Annotated in this window: 24 protein-coding genes; 9 read left to right on the top strand and 15 right to left on the bottom strand. The window is 37.3% G+C overall.

Translation table 11 applies throughout. The features are described 5' to 3' along the window. Window positions 1-38: 38 nt before the first annotated feature. The gene (locus JL102_RS09550; protein ID WP_202244157.1) at window positions 39-896 is read right to left on the bottom strand and encodes an aldose 1-epimerase family protein; all 858 of its coding nucleotides are present in this window, start codon (window positions 894-896) and stop codon (window positions 39-41) included. A gap of 158 nt (window positions 897-1,054) precedes the next feature. Between JL102_RS09550 and JL102_RS09545 the strand changes: the two genes are divergently transcribed. Together JL102_RS09545 and JL102_RS09540 are read left to right on the top strand one after the other, a co-directional pair. Next, window positions 1,055-1,483, top strand: a complete 429-nt coding sequence (locus JL102_RS09545; protein WP_202244156.1) for a DoxX family protein — start codon at window positions 1,055-1,057, stop codon at window positions 1,481-1,483. A 5-nt stretch (window positions 1,484-1,488) separates the two neighbouring features. Beyond that, complete coding sequence (locus JL102_RS09540; RefSeq protein ID WP_202244155.1) at window positions 1,489-1,983, top strand: MarR family winged helix-turn-helix transcriptional regulator; 495 nt, start codon at window positions 1,489-1,491, stop codon at window positions 1,981-1,983. Here JL102_RS09540 and JL102_RS09535 read toward each other — a convergent pair. Continuing rightward, window positions 1,972-2,127, bottom strand: coding sequence for a hypothetical protein (locus JL102_RS09535; RefSeq protein ID WP_202244154.1), 156 nt, complete (start codon window positions 2,125-2,127; stop codon window positions 1,972-1,974). The genes JL102_RS09540 and JL102_RS09535 overlap by 12 nt on opposite strands. Window positions 2,128-2,346: 219 nt before the next feature. Beyond that, entirely contained in the window at window positions 2,347-2,817 is a 471-nt protein-coding gene (locus JL102_RS09530) for an OsmC family protein (RefSeq protein WP_202244153.1), read from the bottom strand. Between the two features lie 97 nt (window positions 2,818-2,914). Between JL102_RS09530 and JL102_RS09525 the strand changes: the two genes are divergently transcribed. Further along, the gene (locus tag JL102_RS09525; RefSeq protein ID WP_237390533.1) at window positions 2,915-3,865 is read left to right on the top strand and encodes a bifunctional helix-turn-helix transcriptional regulator/GNAT family N-acetyltransferase; all 951 of its coding nucleotides are present in this window, start codon (window positions 2,915-2,917) and stop codon (window positions 3,863-3,865) included. 39 nt (window positions 3,866-3,904) lie between these two features. Further along, window positions 3,905-4,750 (top strand): NAD(P)-dependent oxidoreductase, encoded by an 846-nt coding sequence (locus tag JL102_RS09520; protein ID WP_202244152.1) that lies wholly within the window; start codon window positions 3,905-3,907, stop codon window positions 4,748-4,750. Between the two features lie 46 nt (window positions 4,751-4,796). On the opposite strand, the gene JL102_RS09515 is transcribed toward JL102_RS09520, so the two are convergent. The 3 genes from JL102_RS09515 to JL102_RS09505 form a co-directional block, all read right to left on the bottom strand. Next, on the bottom strand, window positions 4,797-5,756 hold the full coding sequence (locus JL102_RS09515; protein WP_202244151.1) for a bestrophin family protein: 960 nt from the start codon (window positions 5,754-5,756) through the stop codon (window positions 4,797-4,799). Between the two features lie 142 nt (window positions 5,757-5,898). Continuing rightward, a complete protein-coding gene (locus JL102_RS09510) occupies window positions 5,899-6,861 on the bottom strand; it encodes a YeiH family protein (RefSeq protein ID WP_202244150.1) in 963 nt (320 codons plus the stop codon). Window positions 6,862-6,945: 84 nt separating this feature from the next. After that, a complete protein-coding gene (locus tag JL102_RS09505) occupies window positions 6,946-7,839 on the bottom strand; it encodes a LysR substrate-binding domain-containing protein (protein WP_202244149.1) in 894 nt (297 codons plus the stop codon). A gap of 193 nt (window positions 7,840-8,032) precedes the next feature. Between JL102_RS09505 and JL102_RS09500 the strand changes: the two genes are divergently transcribed. Together JL102_RS09500 and JL102_RS09495 are read left to right on the top strand one after the other, a co-directional pair. Beyond that, the gene (locus tag JL102_RS09500) at window positions 8,033-10,732 is read left to right on the top strand and encodes an ATP-binding protein (RefSeq protein WP_202244148.1); all 2,700 of its coding nucleotides are present in this window, start codon (window positions 8,033-8,035) and stop codon (window positions 10,730-10,732) included. A 113-nt stretch (window positions 10,733-10,845) separates the two neighbouring features. Further along, the gene (locus tag JL102_RS09495; protein WP_202244147.1) at window positions 10,846-12,381 is read left to right on the top strand and encodes an alpha-N-arabinofuranosidase; all 1,536 of its coding nucleotides are present in this window, start codon (window positions 10,846-10,848) and stop codon (window positions 12,379-12,381) included. A gap of 44 nt (window positions 12,382-12,425) precedes the next feature. On the opposite strand, the gene JL102_RS09490 is transcribed toward JL102_RS09495, so the two are convergent. The 6 genes from JL102_RS09490 to JL102_RS09465 form a co-directional block, all read right to left on the bottom strand. Next, on the bottom strand, window positions 12,426-13,376 hold the full coding sequence (locus JL102_RS09490; RefSeq protein ID WP_202244146.1) for a DUF3298 and DUF4163 domain-containing protein: 951 nt from the start codon (window positions 13,374-13,376) through the stop codon (window positions 12,426-12,428). Further along, entirely contained in the window at window positions 13,309-14,649 is a 1,341-nt protein-coding gene (locus JL102_RS09485) for a PhoH family protein (protein ID WP_202244145.1), read from the bottom strand. Before JL102_RS09485 ends, JL102_RS09490 begins: the two co-directional genes overlap by 68 nt. 127 nt (window positions 14,650-14,776) lie before the next feature. Next, a complete protein-coding gene (locus JL102_RS09480) occupies window positions 14,777-15,199 on the bottom strand; it encodes a GNAT family N-acetyltransferase (RefSeq protein ID WP_237390532.1) in 423 nt (140 codons plus the stop codon). A gap of 6 nt (window positions 15,200-15,205) precedes the next feature. Beyond that, window positions 15,206-15,859: an AlbA family DNA-binding domain-containing protein gene (locus tag JL102_RS09475; RefSeq protein ID WP_202244144.1), complete on the bottom strand. Its 654-nt coding sequence runs from the start codon at window positions 15,857-15,859 to the stop codon at window positions 15,206-15,208. 19 nt (window positions 15,860-15,878) lie between these two features. After that, window positions 15,879-17,387 carry a sigma 54-interacting transcriptional regulator gene (locus tag JL102_RS09470; RefSeq protein WP_202244143.1) on the bottom strand — a complete coding sequence of 503 codons (1,509 nt, stop codon included), beginning with the start codon at window positions 17,385-17,387 and terminating at the stop codon, window positions 15,879-15,881. An 18-nt stretch (window positions 17,388-17,405) separates the two neighbouring features. Beyond that, window positions 17,406-18,503 carry a vWA domain-containing protein gene (locus tag JL102_RS09465; RefSeq protein WP_202244142.1) on the bottom strand — a complete coding sequence of 366 codons (1,098 nt, stop codon included), beginning with the start codon at window positions 18,501-18,503 and terminating at the stop codon, window positions 17,406-17,408. Window positions 18,504-18,713: 210 nt separating this feature from the next. Between JL102_RS09465 and JL102_RS23790 the strand changes: the two genes are divergently transcribed. Continuing rightward, window positions 18,714-18,845, top strand: coding sequence for a hypothetical protein (locus JL102_RS23790; protein WP_262896852.1), 132 nt, complete (start codon window positions 18,714-18,716; stop codon window positions 18,843-18,845). A 116-nt stretch (window positions 18,846-18,961) separates the two neighbouring features. Here the strand turns inward: JL102_RS23790 and JL102_RS09460 are convergent, their stop codons facing one another. After that, entirely contained in the window at window positions 18,962-19,489 is a 528-nt protein-coding gene (locus tag JL102_RS09460; RefSeq protein WP_202244141.1) for a hypothetical protein, read from the bottom strand. Between the two features lie 2 nt (window positions 19,490-19,491). Then, a complete protein-coding gene (locus JL102_RS09455) occupies window positions 19,492-20,049 on the bottom strand; it encodes an RNA polymerase sigma factor (RefSeq protein ID WP_202244140.1) in 558 nt (185 codons plus the stop codon). A gap of 142 nt (window positions 20,050-20,191) precedes the next feature. On the opposite strand from JL102_RS09455, the gene JL102_RS09450 reads away from it, so the two are divergent. Together JL102_RS09450 and JL102_RS09445 are read left to right on the top strand one after the other, a co-directional pair. Continuing rightward, on the top strand, window positions 20,192-20,536 hold the full coding sequence (locus tag JL102_RS09450) for a DUF6249 domain-containing protein (protein ID WP_202244139.1): 345 nt from the start codon (window positions 20,192-20,194) through the stop codon (window positions 20,534-20,536). Between the two features lie 112 nt (window positions 20,537-20,648). Then, window positions 20,649-21,185, top strand: a complete 537-nt coding sequence (locus tag JL102_RS09445; protein ID WP_202244138.1) for a hypothetical protein — start codon at window positions 20,649-20,651, stop codon at window positions 21,183-21,185. Window positions 21,186-21,241: 56 nt separating this feature from the next. Here the strand turns inward: JL102_RS09445 and JL102_RS09440 are convergent, their stop codons facing one another. Continuing rightward, complete coding sequence (locus JL102_RS09440) at window positions 21,242-22,057, bottom strand: carbonic anhydrase (RefSeq protein ID WP_202244137.1); 816 nt, start codon at window positions 22,055-22,057, stop codon at window positions 21,242-21,244. Window positions 22,058-22,076: the final 19 nt, after the last annotated feature.

The following is a 22,076-nucleotide window of genomic DNA, read 5'->3' as shown; positions in this document are numbered from 1 at the left end:
TATGCTATAATCGATTTTCGAAGGCTTTTTTTAAGGATTTAATAAAATGATACCTCGTACTTGAAGTGGTCCACCTGACCTGCTTCAAGCTTCATTATACCTTTCTTTTCAGACAAGTCTCCGCTAAAATCCTTTACATCTGCAATGCCTAGCCAAGGCTCAAGGCATAAGAAGGGTGCACCGGGCTTAGTCCAAATACCGAAGAAAGGAAAATCTTCAAAGTTCATGGTCAGTAGCTTAGATCCTTTATTTATAAGGCTTATTTTGTTTGAATTCAAGCTTTCAAAAACCAATGCGTCTTCTGCAAAAAGAGGATAGTTGAGAGGTAATATCTTTTCATTCTTTAATTCGAAGGCTTTCTTTTGGTCTAATAGTCCATCATGCAAGTGTGTTCTTTTTAATTCTGGCTCTTCTTTTTCAAAAGAGAGTTCGTAGGTGTCAAAATCACCTTGTATGCTGTAGGCGGGGTGTCCTCCTATAGAATAAAGCATGGTGTCATCACCCGTGTTTTTGATTTCATAGAAGTGAGTGATGGTTTCATCCTGTAGCTCATGACCCAGTTTAAGTTCGAATGAAAAGGGATATTTCTTTCGAGTGTCGGCATTGGATTTTAATTTGAAAACAATTTTACTGTCGGATTGCTGATCCAGTTCAAAATCCATATCTCTGGCAAAGCCGTGTTGGCTCATGGGGTATTCGGTACCTTGGAAAGAAAAACTATTATTGTTTAGTTTACCTACAAATGGAAATAAAATAGGGGCGTGTCGGCCCCAGAAATCAGGATTGCCTTCCCAAAGCATTTCTTGTCCTGTGGTTTTATTGAAAATAGAGGTGAGCTCAGCTCCCTGCGATTTCGCACTTATTTTTAAATGATTATTTTCTAATGTGTAAGTCATGATCTATAAACTTGTACGTAGTTAAGATAGTCTTTTGTGATAACTCTACGCTTTTAAATAGCCAAAAGTTATTGAAACCATGACTTTTGTTTGAACCTATCTAATATGAAACTGTTATATTTATATCGCACACGATAAACTAATAGACGATATTAAAAATGATAGTTAAGAATATTCACACCAGTACAGTTCAAAAAGTATTCAGGATAATTTTAGGGCTGTTTATGATTATGGCTGCCGTAGGGCATATGACTTTTCAAAGAGCAGAGTTTCAGGCTCAGGTGCCTGATTGGGTGCCTTTATCTAAAGATTTAGTGGTAATTTTGTCAGGAATAGTAGAGTTGGTTTTAGGGGTTTCGATGGTTTTTCTATCTAAGTTTAAAGTTTGGGTAGGGCTTGCTTTAGCCATTTTTTATGTACTTATATTTCCAGGAAATATTGCTCAGTACGTAAACGAAATAGATGCCTTTGGCCTTGATACTGATAAAAAGCGTTTAATAAGATTATTTTTTCAGCCGGTACTTATATTATGGGCCTTGTGGTCTAGCGGTGCATTAAAGGCTTTATTAAATAAAAAGTCTAGTTAAAAAGAATGAATAAAAGCGATGAATACAGTAGTTCTGAGCAGTTGTGGTTGGAAAATCAAATATGTTTTCCATTATATGCTGTTTCCAGAATGGTTACTAAATTATATACTCCTTTGTTGGCCGATCTGGATATCACTTATCCGCAATATTTAGTGCTGCTGGTATTATGGAAGGAGGATCACCTGTCAGTAAATGAAATTAGTAGCCTGCTGTATTTGGAATCTAATACGTTGACGCCTCTGCTGAAGCGAATGGAGCAGAAAAACCTGGTCAGGCGTAGGCGTTCTCAGCTTGATGAAAGAAAAGTGATAGTGTCATTAACTCCTGATGGGAAGGGTCTTCAAGAGAAAGCGGCTTGTGTTCCTCAGTCTATTGTAAATCAAATGAGCACTGACGAAGTCTCATTGCAGGAGGTGCAAAGCTTTAAGCAAACGTTGACTAAGCTCATGCACCTGCTGAACGAGAATAATAACCGTAATAGGGATGAGTTAACTGATTAACCCCAGTTTTCTAAAGACCATCCATTCAGCTCCTGTGAGCATGGTCCAGAAAGTGACTTCAATGATGTTGTTTAAAGCTAGTTCATAAAAAATAATGCCTAATCCTAGCAATAGGTGGAACCAGATGATTTCAGACTTGATCATAACAATAAATTAAAAAATGTAAGTCAATACTAAAGAAATCGTCTCATTTTAAATGAGGCGAATAACAAAATAAGTTAAAAAATGTTTTTGGATCAAGAATAAAATTTTGACATGTAGGAATTATGGATGAATTGCCTTTTATTTCGGTTGAAAAACAACTGCTAAGTAGGTGAGTTGCCTATAGAATAAATATCACTAAAGTGTTACCGTCCCTATTTATTAAACTGCTTTTATTTCTGCCACATGTTTCACTGGAAAATTGCACGAGTTAGCAATGAAACACATCTTGTTAGCTTCTGAGTGGAGCTCTTCAGCTTTTTCTATTTGACTTTCATCAGTAATTTTAACTATGGGTTTCAATATTACTTCTGTGAATCTACCACTTCCATTTTTGTGTTCTTCCATAATTCCTTCAGCATTATCTTCGTAGTGAGTAACCGTAATTCCAGCAGTGGAGCAAAGGTGCAAGTACCATAGCATGTGGCAAGATGATAATGAAGCTAAGAGCATTTCTTCAGGATTATACTTGCTGGCATCACCCCTAAAAGCAGGGTCAGCTGAGCCCAAAATATCAGTTTTACCCTCTGTGGATATGGTATAAGAGCGTTCGTAACTATTGTAATTAGAAGTGCCTTTGCCTTGGTTTCCCGTCCAGGTGAGAGAAGTGGAATAAGAATGAGATCGGATCATCTTTTTTTGAGTACAAAGGTAGAAAAATTGGATACTTAAAATTGAGAATTTCAAATTATAATTATATTTGCGTAACTGATTACGTAACTGAAATTGTATGGAGTTTTTTAACGAAGTAGGAAAGATGGCTATCGGCAGTAGGTTAAGGTTGTTGACAGAAAAAGTCACAACTGATGCTGCCAAGGTGTATAATTTATATGGCGTACGCCTGCAGCCTAAGTGGTTTCCTGTTTTTTATATACTTTCTAAAGGAGAGGCTAAATCTATTACAGATATTTCTAAAGAAATAGGTCATTCGCATCCATCAGTAAGCACAATAGTGAGAGAAATGAATAAAGAAGGACTCATTAAGGAGGAAAAAGATGAGACGGATGGCCGTAGAAATGTCGTTTCTCTTTCAACAAAGGCGATTGAGATTAATAAAAAACTGCAAAGTCAGTTAGCAGATGTTAATAATGCTGTGGAAGATATCATGTCTCAAACTCAAAATAACTTGTGGCATGCTATTGAGGAGTGGGAGTATTTATTAGAACAAAAACCGCTCTTGCGGAGGGTTTTGGAGCAAAAGAAATTGAGGGAAAGTAAAGAGGTAGAGGTGGTGGAGTATCAACCCAAGTATAGGGAGGTTTTTAAAGCATTAAATGAAGAATGGATTTCTCAATATTTTAAGTTGGAACCTCAGGATATAAAAAGCCTGGAAGATCCGCAAGGTTATATCATTAATAATGGAGGCGCTATATTAGTTGCTTTATATAAAGGAGAACCTCTTGGCGTGTGTGCGCTGGTAAAGATGAACGATGATACTTATGACTATGAATTGGCCAAGATGGCCGTTTCCCCTAAAGCTCAGGGCAAAGGAATTGGACTTATTTTAGGCAATGCCATCAAAGAAAAAGCTAGGTCTCTTGGTAGTTCTAATTTGTACCTGGAAAGTAATACCACATTAAAAGCGGCTATTTCTTTATATGAAAAGCTTGGCTTTAAAAAAGTCGCTGGCCGAACTACGCCATATGAACGCGCTAATATACAGATGGCTATGGACTTATAACCTATTGCAATCAGCGATGTTTAGAAAGTAAAAAAGTAAATGATGAAAATAGGATGGATAGGAATGGGGAAAATGGGAGTACCCATGTCAGAAAAAATATTACGAGCGGGACATGATTTATTGGTATATAACCGCACCAAAGAAAAGGCCAAGCCGCTGATCGATCAGGGAGCGCAATTTATTGATTCGCTAGGGAGTATGTTAGAAAAAGTGGAGGTGATTTTTGTAATGATCTCTGATGATGATGCTGTGGAAGAAATTTTCACAGGAGATAATGGTCTGCTTTCTTCATCTGCTTCGGGCAAAGTGATAGTGAATATGAGTACTATTACTCCGGAGATGAGTAAGAAGATGGCAGAAAGATGTAAGGCCCAGCAGCTGGAATATATTGATGCGCCAGTGTCTGGTAGTGTGAAACAAGCAGAAGAGGCCAGCCTGGTGATAATAGCCGGAGGAGATGAAGATGTGGTAGATCAGGTGAGGCCTCTGCTGGAGAAAATCGGTAAGGCTGTAGTGTATATCGGAGAAGTGGGTACTGGCAATGCAGCTAAATTAGCGGTGAATACTTTTCTGGGGATTGTAACTCAGGGCCTGGCAGAAACCATTAAGTTTAGTAAAAGTATGGGGGTAGATGCTGCCACCTTCCTAAATATTTTGAAGGCCGGAGCATTAGGTAGTCCATATTTAAATATAAAAAGTGATGCCGTGCTTAATGATAACTATAAAGCGGCTTTTACGCTAGATCATTTGGCCAAAGACTTGAGGTATGCTAAAGGCAGTGGCTTGAAAGGGAAAGTGGGGCTGGCTACACATGATACATTTCAAGAGGCCGTTAAAGAATTTGGAGATGAAGATGTGATGGCAATTTTAAAACACTTGAAATAAAAGATGCCTGTCGATTTCGACAGGCATCTTTTATGGCATATTCTCATTAAAATACTACACCGTGTACTGGCTCAGGTTTTGGTGGTAAGTCAGTACGATCCTGCATTTCTTTTAGATTTTCTTCTATCGTAAGACTAATAGAGGTGATAGGCGTATCTTCCAGTTTATTTTCAAAAGGATCTTCATGTCTTTCACCTATTAAATCTAATGTCAAAAACACAAAGTTGATTAATAAGGAAAGAGGAATGTTAATCCAGCCCAGTTCTTCAATGAAAGCAAAGGGAATTAACGTACCATGAATGAGTACAAAAGCTCTTGAGAAAAAACTATAAGGCCTGGGGAAAGGGGTGTTTTTAATTCGCTCGCTCATTCCCTGATGATTGTTGAACTCTGTGAGCGTCTCATCTAGTCTCACAAAGCGGTAATCAGAGATCCATCCATTTTTAAAGGCGGTGGTTAGGTCTTTACCTTGTAGCTTAAGTAGATAGTTAGGGGGGTTCTTTTTGGTTAAAATAAGCTTATATTCTTCTTCGCTTAAAAAATCTTTAAGGTCTTCATAGCGATTGTTGTCCTCGATTATTTCTGTAATGCCATTTTCATTATAGGCATGCTTTTTTCTCAAAAATACCCTTAAACCATGAACAAAGGCAATGTGTCTGTTGATGACTTTAGTTTGCCACTTTTTAAGTGCTTGATCATCTTCATAATCAGCTGAAATGGATAAAGAAAGTACTTCTCGGCCCCATGCACGGCTGTAGTTCACCAATAGTCCCCATATTTTCCTGGCTTCCCACCACCTGTCATAGGCATTGTTACTTTTAAAACCCAGAAATATGGCCAGTGCCGTACTTAAAGTGGCTATAGCATTAAAAGGTATTGATAGCTTAGAGAGATCAAACTCAACATGAAGCGCATAAACCGTAACGGAAAGAAGAGAAAAGTAAATGATGCTTCTCCATGTATAGTGGAGTATATGTTTCCATTTTAGATTTCTATCAACTATCATAGCATTCCGTTTTAGGTGTAGAGAATAAAACGGCCATAGAATTGAATTGTTTTGCCCTTCTATGATCGAATAAAAAGCTGAAGCCAGTAATTGTCACTTTTTTAAAGGAATTTTAGCGTTTATTATGTTGGTGGGCGAAAAATTATAAATTAATAATTACTGATAAAGAAATTAGTGATATGGTTACCCAAAGGATGATGCCTTGTAGCATTGGTTTTAATCCCACAAAATGTAGTACCTTTTTTGATAGTCCACTTCCAATTAAAAATAGGGTTAATGTGAGGCCTGCTTTAGCAATGTTTACCATAATTTGATTGTGAGCCTGCACCCATGGGAAGTAACTGTTGATGCACATGGCAATAATGAAATAGCCAATGAAGTAGGGAATCTTTACCTTTTTCTTGCCTTGCTTAAAGGCTAGGGTAGTGATTAAAGCCACAGGAATAATCCACAAAGCGCGGGCTAGTTTTACGGTGGTGGCTATTTCTAAGGCTTCGTTTCCATAGTTGGCAGCTGCACCTACTACTGAGCTGGTATCATGGATAGCAATGGCGCACCATAGGCCAAATTGCTGCTGGCTCAACTGAAGTGCGTGACCTACCAAGGGAAAAATAAATAGGGCAATGGAGTTAAGAATAAAGACTATTCCTAGTGCTACAGATATTTGTTTTTCCTTAGCCTGTACTACGGGTGAAATGGCTGCAATAGCGCTGCCTCCACAAATGGCAGTGCCTACAGAAGTCAGATAAGAGGTTATTTTGTCTATTTTAAAGACTTTCGCTAATCCTATTCCCAATAGCAGTGTGCCGGTTATAGAAAATAGGGTTAAGGTGAAGCCTGTTGACCCAGCATGTATAGCTTCTTGTATGTTCATGCCAAAGCCTAGTCCTACAACAGAAAATTGTAAGAGTAGCTGCGTTATTTTATGGTTAAGGTTTAAGTACGGGTTGCCTACTGTCTGAGCAATGATAATACCTAGGAGCAAAGCCATAGGGGGTGAGATGATGGGTATCAGAGTAAGACAGGCTACAAAGACAAATATTACTTTATGTAATGAAATGTTTTTGTTGAGCCGATTGAGTAAGTAATATTTTTCGCCACTCATGAGTTTTGCTGTTTTTCTTGTTTTATATAAAGCAAAACTGAGCAGAGTTATAATGCTAAGGAAATCACATTTAGTGATTAGTTATTACCTATAGTTATAACGGGAAGTAAATTTGATGAAAAGCTCTACCAGGTTATTGCTTTGTCCTTGAGCTTGTATGAAGTTGAAATATCGCTCAATAGTAAGGTCTTGAATATCGATAATAGACATCTCACCAGTCTTTAACTCTTTTAATACAGAGTGAATAGAAAGAAATGATGCACAGGGTGAATTGAGTAAATAAAGCTTGATGCTTTCGGTATTGCTAAGCTGCATTTCCATTCTCAAATTAGAGGAAGATAAGCCCTTCTCTTTCAATGCGTAGTGTATTACTTCAAGCGTGCCTGAACCCGGCTCACGCATAAGCAAGGGTATTTCTTTCAACTGATCTACAGTAATGGCTGGCTTTCTTGATAAAGGTGATCGGCTGTTAGTAATGAGTACTATTTCATCTTTCAGAAAAGGACTATACTTAAGTCCTGCTGCTTTTGATTGTCCTTCGATAATACCTAAGTCAATTTTACCATCTAGCAGCGATTGTTCTATTTTTTCTGTGTTGCCTGTGTCTAGGGTAATATTGATATCTTTAAACTTTTGATGAAAGGCAGCGATAACAGGAGGTAATACGTACTGAGCAACGGTGGTACTAGCGCCTATTTTTAGTCGGCCGCCATGCTTACTGGCCAGCGCATTAAGGTCTATCTCCAGGTTTTTGTAAATATCAAAAATCTGCTCTGAATACTGGAGTAACATTTCTCCTGCAGGGGTGAGCTTTATTTTGGTGCCATTTCTATCAAAAAGTTTTATTTGAAAGTACTGCTCTATCTCTTTTACATGTTTAGTTACAGCTGGCTGTGTAATAGAGAGCTCCTGAGCTGCTTTGGTGAAGTTGAGCCTCTTGGCTACAGTTTTAAATACCTGAAGTCTGAAATCAAACATTACTACCTGCTATGAAAAGATAAATTGATCAAGTTAATTTTATATAAAAGCGGTGCAAATTTGATTTAAAATAATGGTTTTCTAGTGCTTTTAGTGTTAAGAATAGATCTTTTAATTCTATTAGAAATGCTAGCTTTGCTAGATTTTATAGCTAGTAAGAGTAACTAAACTAGCTTTAGTATGTTTTAAAGTAATGAATTCATCAAAAGTGACTATGCAATTAGATATTGATTCTCTGGACTTCGATCATTGTGAAGATGAGCCCATACATATTCCCGAGTCTATTCAAGGATATGGGTATTTGTTTGGAATTAATTTTGAATCTGGCATTATAGCTATTATAAGTGAAAATGTTCAAGGTCTATTAGCTGAATCTCAAATAATAGGTAGTAACTTTTATGATTTGATAGATGGCTCGGATTACCTTTCATTTTTAAAAGAGACCTATCAAAGGGCTCAAAAACAAGGGGTTAGACTTCCTGTACAACTTAACCTAAAGGCAAGTTATATTAAGGATCAGAAGGCCTTAGACTATTACGCTGTAGTATATGAAAGTTCTCAATACATGGTAATAGAGCTGGAGCCTGCAGGTGAGTTTCGAGAGGCCTATAGTGCTACTCAGTTTATGAAGTTATATGCTACTAGTGTAGCTCCTAAGTTTAAGGCTTACAAGACTTTAGCCCAAATGGCTGATGAGATAGTTTCTACTATAAAATATGTGAGTGGATATGATCGCGTAGTGCTTTTTAAATTTAATGATGATAATACGGGTAAGGTTATAGCTGAGGCCAAGGAGGAAGATATGGACTCTTATATGGATCTTATGTATCCTGCTACAGATATACCTAAGCAAGCAAGAGCCCTTTACAAGAAGAATTGGGTGAGGTTAACGCCAGATGTAAATCTTGAACCTTCTATAATTATACCGGAGGTGAAAGTTGCGGGTAGAGAGCCTTTGGATATGACTAAATCTCTGTTAAGAAGCTTGTCTCCTATACATTTACAATATGTGCGTAATCAAGGGTTAGAGGCTTCCATGTCTATGTCTCTAGTTACTCACGATCATTTATGGGGTATTATTTCTTGTCATAACAGAAAGCCTAAATATATACCACAAAATGTTAGGTTAGAGTGTGAGAATCTCAGTCAGCTTTTTAGCTGGCACCTTTATGCTAAAGAAGAGGAGCTTACTATTAATAGAAAAAAGGTCACCGAGAAATCTATTAATAGCATGCTGGATAAAACTTCTTCTAATCAGCCTATTGTAGATGTATTTAGAAATAATGAAAAAGAGGTGTTGGAAATGACCGATACTGATGGCTTTTTATTTTATACAGAGTCTGAAATAATAAAGCTGGGTACAGTGCCCGATTTAGAGGTTTTGCAAGAAATTTATGATGGGTGTTGTGCAAATGGCAAAGAGACTTTAGTTACTCGAGATGTGAGAGAATGGTATGATAATGAGGATAAACTGAATGGCATACGCGGCGTTTTATTGGCTCCATTAGTAGAAAATAAGAGCTATTTTACTGCTTGGTTTAGAAAAGAAAAGGTAATAGAAGAAAAATGGGCTGGTGTGCCGGAAGAAAAATCAGCACATTCTCCTAAAAAAGAGAGGCTGATGCCCCGCTCATCTTTTAACGTACATAGAAGAACAATACGCAATAAGAGTAAAGAATGGAATACGAATGACATAGAGACTGCAGAGCGCTTTAACAAAGTGTTTATGGCTCATGTATTGGAAGTTCAAGACCTTATGCGTCAAAATATTGATCAGCTGCAGCAGCAGAGCAAGTATAAGAATGAGTTTTTGGCTACACTTGCTCATGAATTAAGAAATCCTCTGACACCACTTACCGTAGGCATTACGCTGCTGGAAGAAGGAGAAAATGACCCTATGGAAACTAAAATCATAGGTACCATGAAAAGGCAGCTAAGTCATATGACTACCCTCATTGATGATCTCATGGACGTGTCACGAATAACACAGGGAAAGGTGAAGTTAGAAAAGGAAAGGTTAACCATTAATAACATTATTAATAATGCGATAGAGACCTGCCAAAGATTATTGGAAGAGAAAAGCCATGAGCTGCAACTTAACCTTGCTGATGAAGATATTGAATTGTATGGAGATAATACTCGCCTAACCCAGGTTTTCGTTAATATCATCAATAATGCGGCGAAATATACAGATGTAGGAGGGATAATTGCTATAACTGTAGAGCAGCAAGAAGATGATAAGGTTAGTGTGAAAATTAAGGATAATGGAGCTGGCATATCAAAAGATAAGTTAGATTCTATTTTTACTATGTTTACTCAGATTGATGCCTATTCCACTAAAACCAAGGGCGGCTTAGGTATAGGCTTAACTTTGGTAGAAAAGCTAGTGACTTTACACGATGGAGAGATTACAGCAAGGAGCGACGGTGAAGGAGAGGGGACGGAGTTTGAAGTGATGCTCCCAACTACTACATCTACTGGAGATAGTGATTCAGAGACAAATGAGAGTGAGCAAATGTCTAAAAAGGGAAAGAGCAAAGTGATGATAGTGGATGATAATGTTGATGTAGTGGAGATGTATGAGCTAATGCTCATGAGTGAAGGGTATGAGATTGCTACAGCATTTAGTGGAAAAGAAGCTATTGAAAAATTTAAATCTTTTAAACCTGATTTTGCCTTGTTTGATATAGGTATGCCTGATATGGATGGCTTTGAGCTCTGTGCAAAGTTAAAGGAAACACCAGAAGCTAAGAATACTATATTTATATCTCAATCAGGATGGGGTAATAAAGATAAAATGGAACAAGCTAGGGATGTAGGGTTTGATGAGCACTTAATAAAACCCGTAGATAAAGCTATTTTAAGAAAAACACTCAGTAAATATATTGAATAAAAACGGCTTTTGGCTTGAAGGTTAATAGTCTAGAAAACGTTTTCTAAATTTTATGGTAGTTGTTTTATTATAAGTGTATATTTAACACATAATAAAAAATCAAAAGCAACTCTATGAAAATTTTTAACCTAAGCATCCTTTTCTGCTGTCTGCTCACTACTCATCTGATGGCGCAAAAAGGAGAAGAAGTGAAAATCAACATTAAGGCTGATCAGGCTGGTGTTAAGATCGATAAAAATATTTATGGGCACTTTGCCGAGCATTTGGGTAGATGTATATATGGAGGATTTTACGTAGGAGAAGATTCAAAAATACCAAATACTGCTGGCGTAAGAAATGATGTAGTAGAAGCATTAAAAGAGTTAAAAATCCCTAATCTTCGCTGGCCAGGAGGCTGTTTTGCTGATACTTATCATTGGCAAGATGGTATAGGCCCTAAAGGTGAAAGACCTACCATAGTGAATAAATGGTGGGGTGGTGTTACAGAAGATAATAGCTTCGGTACTCACGATTTCTTAAATATGTGTGAGCTGTTAGATACTGAGCCATACCTTTCAGCTAATGTAGGTAGTGGTACCGTGCAAGAGGTGGCTGACTGGGCACAGTATGTTACTCATGACGGAGTAAGTCCTATGACCAAGCTAAGACTGGAGAACGGTAGAGAAAAACCTTGGGAGGTAAAGTTCTGGGGTATTGGTAATGAAGCTTGGGGCTGTGGAGGTAATATGACTCCCGAATATTATGCAGATGTCTATAGAAGGTATGTGACCTTTATGCCTGGAGGTTTGTTTAGAATAGCTTCTGGGGCTAGTTCAGGTGACTATAACTGGACAGAAGTACTCATGAAAAACATCCCCAACAACATGATTGAAGGAATGGCCCTTCATCATTATTCTGTTATTGATTGGTCTAATAAAGGACCTGCTTCTACTTTTTCTGAAGAGCATTATTTTAAAATAATGAAAGAAGCCCTTAAAATGGAAGAGCTAGTAGAGAAGCATAGTGAGATTATGGATAAGTATGATCCTGAGAACAAGATTGCTCTTGTAGTAGATGAGTGGGGTGGATGGTATGACGTAGAGCCAGGTACTAACCCCGGATTTTTATATCAACAAAACACCATGCGAGATGCTATGATAGCTGGCACCACACTGAATGTTTTTAATAACCATGCAAAAAGAGTGAAAATGGCCAACCTGGCTCAGGCTATCAATGTGTTGCAAGCCGTGATACTTACAGACGAAGAGAAGATGATACTTACACCTACTTACTGGGTGATGAAAATGTATAACGTACATCAGGATGCAGACCTGCTTCCTATTGAAATGAACCAAAAGTATTATGCATTTGGAGAGGATAAGTTACCAGCTATTTCAGCGTCTGCTTCTAAGGACGGTGAAGGTAATATTCATATTTCTGTAGTAAATATAGATGCTCATAAAGCTAATGATGTTACCTTCAATTTGGAAGGTGTTAACCTTAAGAATGTAACAGCACAAATCTTAACCTCAGATCAGCTGCAAGATCATAATACTTTTGAGCAACCAGAGAAAATAAAGCCAGCTGAGTTTAAAAAGTTCAAATCTAAAAAAGGAGAAATAACTATGTCATTACCTCCCTTTTCAGTGGTAGTTTTTGAAATTAAATAAGTTGTTTTGAATATACCTGTCGGGCTAAAAGTTCGGCAGGTGTTTTACACCGCTATATCTTCTTTAGTCGTCTTTAATATTTCTTTCAGATCCGCATAACTGACAAATACCTCAGAAGGACCCTTGGCGTAAGGAGCTATTTCGTAGCTATTGTAATAAAACTTTATTCCATCTTCAAGTAAAGCAAAATTGTTGATGTTATAGTATAGCCCATCTTCAAACTCATAACCTTCATCTCCCAAGTCCGTACCAGGTTCTATCTTATAGGTTTCTCTAAATTTTTGCTCTACTATCTCATTGAGCTTATCACTGTAATTTGGCTCAAATAGAGATTCGAAATCAATCAGGTCTCCGGTAGAAGGGTCGAAATTAAGGTAATGCAAGTCAAAGCTGCCATGAGCACCTCCGGTATAGATATCGGCAGTAAGCTCTACAGTTACTGAAATAGAGTCATTTCTCAGTACTTTACCATTAATTTTTGCGTACCAGCCAAAAGCTTCACCAAAGGCTTCTTTTACTTCTTTATAATCCTCAATAAAGCCTTCTACAAACATGGCTATAGACTTGTTTTCTACCGTGTCAGGGAAAAACTGATTAAGCACATACGATTCTATTTGCTCATTAATAGCTCTGGCTTGTGATGGGTGTTCTTCTGTATCAAATTCAGGGTAGTTGAGCTGAATTCTGGTGCAATAAGCAGATGTATCCGTCTCACACTTTCCGTACTCTTTGGAGTAATCGTTAAAAGTATAGGATAGAGAATCTATTTTACTTTCTACAGTATTTTCTTCAGTAGTATCTTTTTTTTCTGTTTTGGAGCAGCTGGTACCTAAAATGATCAGTGCTATAAGCAAACCATGGGCTTTGATAATTTTCATGTTGCCAATATATTGAATAAAGTTGATCACATCAAAAAAGTAAGTGTTATTAAAGAAGTTCATTTGCCAGATTCGCCAATTCTGATCGTTCTCCTTTTTCCAAAGTGATGTGAGCATATAAATCATGATTTTTAACTCTATCAATTAAGTAGGAGAGACCATTGCTTTGAGAGTCCAGATAAGGAGTGTCAATTTGATAAATGTCTCCAGTGAAAATGATTTTGGTGTTTTCTCCAGCTCGGGTGATAATGGTTTTTACTTCATGCGGCGTTAAATTTTGAGCTTCATCTACTATAAAGCAGATGTTTGACAAGCTGCGTCCACGAATGTAAGCTAGGGGTGTGATCACCAGTTTTTCCTGATTAACCATTTCAGTGAGCTTAGCATATTCCTTGTCAGACTCATGATATTGGTTTTGGATGAACTTAAGGTTATCCCACAGAGGCTCCATATAAGGGTTTATCTTTGACTTGATATCGCCTGGTAAGAAACCGATATCCTTATTGCTCAGTGGCACAATAGGTCGGGCCAGGTATATTTGTTTAAAGTTTCTTTTCTGCTCTAATGCAGCGGCCAGGGCAATAAGTGTTTTTCCGGTTCCGGCTACTCCTTGCATGGTCACGAGCTTTATTTCAGGGTTCAAAATGGCATGAATAGCAAAGGTTTGCTCCGCGTTTCTTGGTTTTATGCCATACACAGCTCTCTTTTCTACATGTTCTATTTTATCTGTAATGGCATTGTAGGTAGCCAGAATAGACTTTTTTCCACTTTTTAGTATGTAATAGCTGTTTTTTAATGGTTTCAGACTTCCTAAAGCTTCGTTAGGATCGCAAGAGCCTTTTTCATATAGCTCATTGATCATATCAGGAGATATTTTCTCATGGATTTTTTTGCCTGAATATAAAGAACTTACATTCTTAACTTTTCCGGTATTGTAGTCTTCGGCGGGTAGTCCCAGAGATTTAGCCTTTAACCTTAAGTTGATATCTTTTGATACCAAAATCACTTTTTTTCCCTTGCTTTCTTCTTGCAGGAGCAAGGCAGAATTAAGAATTCTGTGATCAGCTTTTGCCTCATCAAATACTTCGTTGGCATCTACCTCGCTTTTGGAGTGCATCAATACTTTAAATTTGCCTTTGGACTTTCCGTTAAGGCTATTCCAATTATGAAGCATTTTGCCTTGAGCTAATTTATCTAGCAAACGCGTGAACTCGCGAGCTTCGAAATTTTTGGTGTCATTGCCTTTTTTAAACTGGTCTAGTTCTTCTAATACGGTTATCGGGATTCCTACATCATGCTCATCGAAGTTCATGATGGAGTTGTGTTCGTAAATGATAACGGAGGTGTCTAAAACAAAAATCTTCTTTTCTTTAGATTGAGCTTTTGCCATAAAAGGTAGGTCGTTTAAAACGTGGTCGATAAGTAAATTTAACCATCTGGAGATAAAACAGAAATAAACGATCGAAAGATTTTAAGGATTTTTTGTAATGATATAAGAAGAGGGGAAAGGGTAAAGATTACTTAATATTTCGGTTCATAATGACATAGTTAATCCCACCTTTATTAAACTGTTTATCAGTAGTTTGCATTCCAAATTTTTGATAGAAAGGTGCTTTGTCTACTCGCGCATTGCACCATACTTCTTTTAGGTTTTGTTTTTGAGCTTCCTTAAATAGAAAGTTTAGGAGGCGTGATCCGTATCCCTTGCCTTGTTCTTTTTCCTCAGTGGCAAATTTCCTAAACTGGCCAATGCCATCGTTTATAAACAATGAGACTACAGACGTCAGCTCTCCACCTACAAACAAGCCATAATGCAGGCCTGATTCATCATTTTCTAGTTTGATGTAATCTAAAGGTTTATCTGGCCACATTACTTTATGTCTTAGAGGCCAGGTTTGATCATAATTGATTTGTGAAATTTTTATGTTCAATTTTTTCATAAGGATTTAAACAGCAACTCCCTTCAAAGTGTAAAAGTCTTCCTTTTCACTAGGATGAATTTCTAGCACATTGGCCAAAACCATCAGTATTAATGTTCTGGAAGCCTGATAATAATTTCTTCCTGAAATGGTCTTAAACTGGTTGACGGTTATGGTTTCATGGTCTTCTAAATAGGTCATGAGAAGCTTTTCTTTTTCTCCGAAACTAAATTGAATACTTTTGTTTTTCCGTTGTCTATCCAGTATTTCTTTTACATGCTTGCTGGCTTTTATACTTCTATCAGCCACTCTTACAAAGGCCTGCCTGCCATGCAGCAGTTCCTTGTTTACCACGCAATGCGCCCTATTATCGCTTGGAGGTACTTTGTATACTACTATGTAAGAGTCTTCTGTAAGGTCTACCGTATATATAGAATATTCGAAAGCTGGTTTGCAATATTTTTCAATGGCTCTGTCTAAGGCAAAAATCTCATCCTCAGGATATTTTACTCCAGCCAAGCTACCATCATCATGCACTCCAATAAAAAGGTGGCCTCCTGCTGTATTAGCAAAGGCCACTAATTCTTTTACCACCTTCTCAGGATGTCGTATTTTAGTCTTAAACTCAATCGTGGCATTTTCCCCATGCCTGATGAGCCTTTTTACCTCTGAGAGTTCCATTGTTGCTCATCATTAACAGTTAAAAATGGTTACCGTCTTCTTCGTCCTCATCACCAGGACCAGGCATGGTAAACATACCGCTAAGTAAGTCTTTAAATTGCAGCCCTTTTACCAGCTCATGTCTGCTCAACATGCTATATTCTGCTAGTCCATGCAAGGCAAACTCCATTAGAAAGAGCTTAGTAGCAGTACTTTCTTTTTTATGATACTGATCTATTAATTTCTCTAATCCTGGTATGTCTTTTAATGCCTTTTTATGTTCCTTATTACTGAAATCATTAAGCAAATCTACTTCATGGTTATCTCCAAACCAGTCTGTTATGGTTTTATAAGGGTTTTCTCCCTTTTGCTTTCTGATTTTATCAGGATCAGGGAAGTACTGTACAAACTGAGTTCTTATGGCTTTACCTACCAGGTTTCGGGCTACTATGCCAGCGCCTTCTTGCTCTCCTTCATACACCAGCTCTACTTTGCCGGTTATAGAAGGAACAGCTCCATATAGATCAGAAACTCTTATTTGTGTTTTTTCTCCGTTGTATAAAGCACGTCTTTCTGCTGCGCTAAGCAGGTTTTCAAAAGCTGAAATAGTGAGCCTGGCAGAAACACCACTTTTGCTGTCTACATATTCACTATCACGAGCTACAAAAGCTATTTGCTCAATCAGGTCTTTGCTAATCTCATTTACTTCTACAAGTTCAGTCTGTTCTGGTTTTACATTTGCCTCTTGCTCTGTAATTTTTCGGCCTATAGTAATGTCTTTAGGATAGTGAGTGATGATTTGGCTATCAATTCTATCTTTTAGTGGTGTTACTATACTTCCTCTGTTGGTGTAGTCTTCAGGGTTAGCAGTGAAAACAAACTGAATGTCTAGTGGCATTCTTACCTTGAATCCTCTGATTTGAATATCGCCTTCTTGCAAAATATTAAAGAGAGCTACCTGTATTCTTGCCTGAAGATCAGGGATTTCATTAATCACAAATATACCTCTATGAGATCGGGGTATTAAGCCGAAATGTATTACTCTTTCGTCAGAATAAGGAAGTTTTAAAGTGGCCGCTTTTATGGGATCTACGTCACCTATCAGGTCTGCAATAGATACATCTGGAGTGGCCAGCTTTTCACTATACCTTTCCTCTCGGTGTAGCCAGCTTATGGGCGTGTTGTCACCTTTTTCAGCAATAGTGTCTATACCATATCGAGAAATAGGATTAAAAGGATCATCATTCATTTCAGAACCTTCTATTACGGGGATGTATTCGTCTAGTAGATAAACCATCATGCGAGCCATGCGTGTTTTGGCTTGCCCACGAAGTCCTAGTAGGTTAATGTCATGCATGGAAAGTATTGCTCTTTCCATATCAGGTATTACGGTGTCTTCATAACCCCATATGCCTTCAAATACATTTTCCTTATTTTTTATTTTTTGTATTAAGTTATCACGCAACTCTTGTTTTACGGGTTTACTGGTATACCCTGTAGCTTTTAAGGCGCCCAGGGTCTTCACTTCCTTCAGTTGAGTAGATTCCATAAATATGTATTCCCTTTGTTAAAGTTTCTTTCTTCTGTTTCGTTTGTAATCTTCAAATATGAGGTGGCCAAGTCCTTGTAGACTGCTGTAATAAGCATTTCCATTATTTACCTGAGTGAATTCTTTTACAAATTCTTTCAGGTAAGGGTCTGAAGCAATCATAAAAGTAGTAACCGGAATTTGAAGCTTCCTGCACTGCTTGGCCAGGTTTAGTGTTTTGTTTAAGATCTTACTATCTATACCAAAACTATTTTTGTAATATTTTATGCCTTGCTTTAGGCAGGTAGGTTTACCATCTGTAATCATAAAGATTTGCTTGTTAGGGTTTCTGCGCCTTCTTAGCAGATCCATGGCCAGCTCCAAGCCAGCTACAGTGTTTGTATGGTAAGGGCCTACTTGTAAATAAGGCAGATCTTTAATATCTATCTGCCAGGCATCATTTCCAAATACAATGATGTCTAAGGTGTCTTTCTTGTATTTTCTTGTAATTAGCTCCGCCAGAGCCATGGCTACTTTTTTGGCTGGAGTAATTCTGTCTTCTCCATACAAAATCATAGAGTGAGAGATGTCGATCATGAGCACGGTAGAAGTCTGGGTTTTGTATTCATTTTCTACCACTTCAAGATCATTCTCGGTCATCATGAAGCTATCCAGACCATGGTTGATTTGAGCATTCCGTAAAGAATCAGTCATGGAGAGCTGCTCTAGCTTATCCCCAAATTGATAGTTCCTTCTATCAGTAGTTTGCTCATCTCCCTGGCCGCTGAAATGTGTTTTATGATCGCCTTTTCCTGATTTTTTTAGCTTGCCGAATATTTCCTCTAAAGCATCTGATCTTATCTTCTGCTCGCTTTTGGCTGTAATTTCAAATGAACCATCAGGTGTTTTATCCGTAAGATAACCTTTGTCTTTAAGGTCTTCGATAAAATCACCCATGCCATATCCATCGCTGGTAATGTTATACTGCTTGTCAAGATTACTCAGCCAGGCTAAAGCTTCGGCTACATCTCCTCCGGTCATGGTGACTAGCTGAAGAAATATATCCATGAGCTTGTCAAAATCTGATTTGCTTTGATCGGGAGAGGGTATATATTTAGTGAATCGTGTACCTAACATAATTAGACGTAGAAATTTAAACAGTTAAGATTAAGTTCAAAACGAATTCAAAAGAAAATCTGTTCACTATGTTTCGTTATACTGGCCTATTAAGAGCTTAATCACACTTAAATACAACGGTCATAAATCATAAGAGTTATATCTTCTGGTACTCTTTTTGCGAATTAGTTAAGTATTATTAATTAACAAAAACTCTAACCATATTTAAAGATGAAAAAATTCTTACTATTTGTAGTAGCATTGGGCTTCCTTGCTTCTTCTTGTAGCTCTTATACTTGTGCTACTTACGCAAAGCAAACTACTGATAATGAGCACCAAACCGTAAATGAGCAACATATATAAACTTGAAAATAGTTTAAATAGTTATAAATGAAAAAAATGGGAGCTAATGGCTGCCATTTTTTTTTAGACATACTCAATATAGAAATTAATTTCCTTTTTTGGGAAAATGTCAGTTGCTAATGCATACTGTCAGTTTTTCTTTTTAAGAAAAATGGTTTTAAAATTATTCTGTCAATCAGTATTAATGATAGTAACGCACAGACAAATAATGATCCTTCTATAACGAATTGAATGTTAATACTGAGGGAGTTTTGTAATGCGCTTATGTTCAATTGGTTAATGTAATATTGAATGGTAGGGAGCTGATTGATGTAGCTAGCAGGTAAGCTGGGCAGGCTGATACATCCAATAATGCAAGTGAAGAGCAAAGCGGATAATAGTATTATATATTTACGGCTGATTTTTGGCGCCATGTCATAAGCGTAAATGTTTTTCATAATGCCGACATTGAAGGCCTCATCAGGCTCTGACCAGGTTTCATGGAGCGATAGTAATGAAGAGTTTAGTAAAGAGAGTTCCTTAAGACGCTCTTTCCAAGGGCTATGCTTGCAGGCCTCTTCTATTATTAACCTGTCAGTATGGCTTAGGTTGCCGTCTATATAATCTAAAAGTAGTTCGTCTGATATTTTGGCAGGCTCCTTCATAACTATAAATTTAATGCTTCTCCTTTTAAAATATTTTTCATTTCTGTTGCCATCTTTTTTCTAGCTCTGTGCAGCCTTACTTTTACATTATTAGCTTCCATTTTCGTAATATCGGCAATTTCTTCAAGAGAGAATTCCTTTAAATAAAATAACGAAATTATAGTTTGATCTACATCTGGCAGCTTTTTTAAAGCAAGTTCAATGTAGTGTTTCTGATCCTTTTTTTCTAGCAAATTGACTTCAGCTTGCTGGAAGTTATGTTTGGAATCATCAATTTCTTCGTTCTTACTATGTTGTTTTCGTTTGACGGTGATAGATGTGTTAAATGTAATGCGATATAGCCAAGTAGAAAATTTTGACTCTTGATTAAACTTATGCAGGTTCTTGTAAGCCTTGATGAAGCTATCATGGGCCACTTCTTCAGCATCCTCTGCGTTATCCAATATCTTAAGAGCAATATTAAAGGCATATTTTTTATGCCTGTCAATTAAAATATTGAAAAGGTGCTGTTCGCCTTTGATAATACGATTTACAAGAATACTGTCATTTTGCTTATGCACGGGCTTTTGACGCAGATAAAGATCATCAAGTTACAAGGTATGTCGTGTTTTTTTATAAAATTTTATTTTAAAAAAAATAGAATCAAGTTGTAACCTCTTATTCATAACTGAAGTCCAACCGGCAAATAAAACTCAAAATAATATGCAAATTTTAGCTTTATCAGTTCCCATTTTGGCAGTAATAGGCATAGTGCTGGTTATTATCTTTTTAAGAAAGTATACCAATAATGAGCGTATGGCTTTGATAGAAAAAGGAATAAACAGGTCAGAATGGTTGGCAGGAGGCGGCTTAGATCAAAATAATTTATCGCTGCGCCTTGGTTTCTTTTTGGTGGGGATAGGCTGTGGTATTCTTGTGGGAGAACTGTTGCGGGAGTTTGCTGGCTTTAGGCCTCCGGTGGCTTACCTCTCTATGTTATTTCTTTTTGGGGGCATTGGTTTATTCGTTTCTTACCTCATAGAAGAGAAAAGGAATAAGGATAAATAATATTTGCTAGCTATGTAAGCCCCAGCCTAAACCGGGTCAATAGTCTGGGGTTTTCGTATTTTTAAGCTAGAAAATATTAATAAAACTCTGGCTTAAAATAAGAAGTACATTGATGAAAATAATAGGAACAGGAGATGAAGGAGAGAATTTTGTAATCTACAAAGCTTTTGATAGCAGGCTGTTTTCTCCTATCGGGAAATATGTGAATTGGAAATTAGAAAACAGTTGGGATGATTACAATGAGCTGTATCATGCCATTAATTATATAGAAAGCCTTAAAAACCTGGAAGGGATATGGTACGAAATACATACTATAGAAAAGGATGGAGATATTAAAGGTGTAGTAACTATTGTAGGGGGCGATCTCAATAAGCTAAGGGTTGATAAAGCCGATGCTAAAAATACGATATTGCTAAAGTATTTTCACATTATTGAAAAAGGAAAGGGGTATGGTAGTTATTGGTTAAAGTCAGTTATAATGCCTTATTACTATGATCAGGGCTTTCGTGAAATTCTGATAAGTAGTAGTCACCCTAAGTCATTTAATTTTTATAATAAGATAGGAGAAGAAGTGGATACATATTACAAGACAAGTGATAATGGCCTCTATGAAAGAATTTCTAAGACTTTTGTGGTGAGGATGCAGTAGAGTAGAATTTTGCCTCGGTAATCTCCTTCAACTCTTTTGTTTAGCTCTTTAGAAAGCTAATTAGAAGCCCAGATAGTTCTGCCATTTAGAGGTTGGGTCTTTCTGTAATTATTAATAGGCATTATCTCTTGAAGTGTGCTGATAAGTTCATTAGAAACCGGCAGAGCCTGCTGCATTACAAACCATTTTACGTTCTCTGTACACGGGGGTGTGGTAAGTGAGCCGGTGTATGTAAAATAACTTTTATCTTCAGGAAAAATGGAGTTCATGTTAAAGGACTCATTTATTTCTTTTTTTTCGTCTACTTGAAGAGGTAGATAGCTATTCAAAAACTCAAATACTGGGTTATTGCTTGATTTTTCTTCACCAAGTAAGGCTATCACGGCATATTCATTGTCCGCAGACATATGTGCCAAATGGAGGACTATAGGGTAACGAACGCCTTTAATAGTGTGCTCTGCTGGTTCATGAAAGTGAAATTGCTTCAAGCTATACTTTTTACCTTCTACGTTAATGTAGTCTCCTTCTGAGAAGTTGTACTGTATAGAGTGGCCATTATTGGTAACGTCATGAATTTTTGTTGCATTATTATAGTGGATGTCTATTGGTGTAATATCTTCACTGACAACAGCATCTATTATGTCTATAGGTGATTGGGCTTTGCCGTCGCAGTAATTGGTATCAATTTCTGCCCAGTGGTCCGGTCCGGTTTCTCCTTTGTATGTCCATTGCTTATCAGGTACTGAGGGCTCATCTTTCTGCAATTCACTTACTTCTGTCTGCGATTCATCGGCTTCTTTATTATTCTTAGAGGTGCAGGCGGTTAAAAAAATGGATAATAATACTACGATGGAAATTTTGATCTCTTTCATATCATTATAGTTGCTTTCT

The sequence above is a fragment of the Fulvivirga sediminis genome (assembly GCF_016757215.1).
In the GTDB taxonomy this organism is placed as follows: Bacteria; Bacteroidota; Bacteroidia; order Cytophagales; family Cyclobacteriaceae; genus Fulvivirga; species Fulvivirga sediminis.
This window is presented reverse-complemented; position numbering and strand designations above follow the sequence as displayed.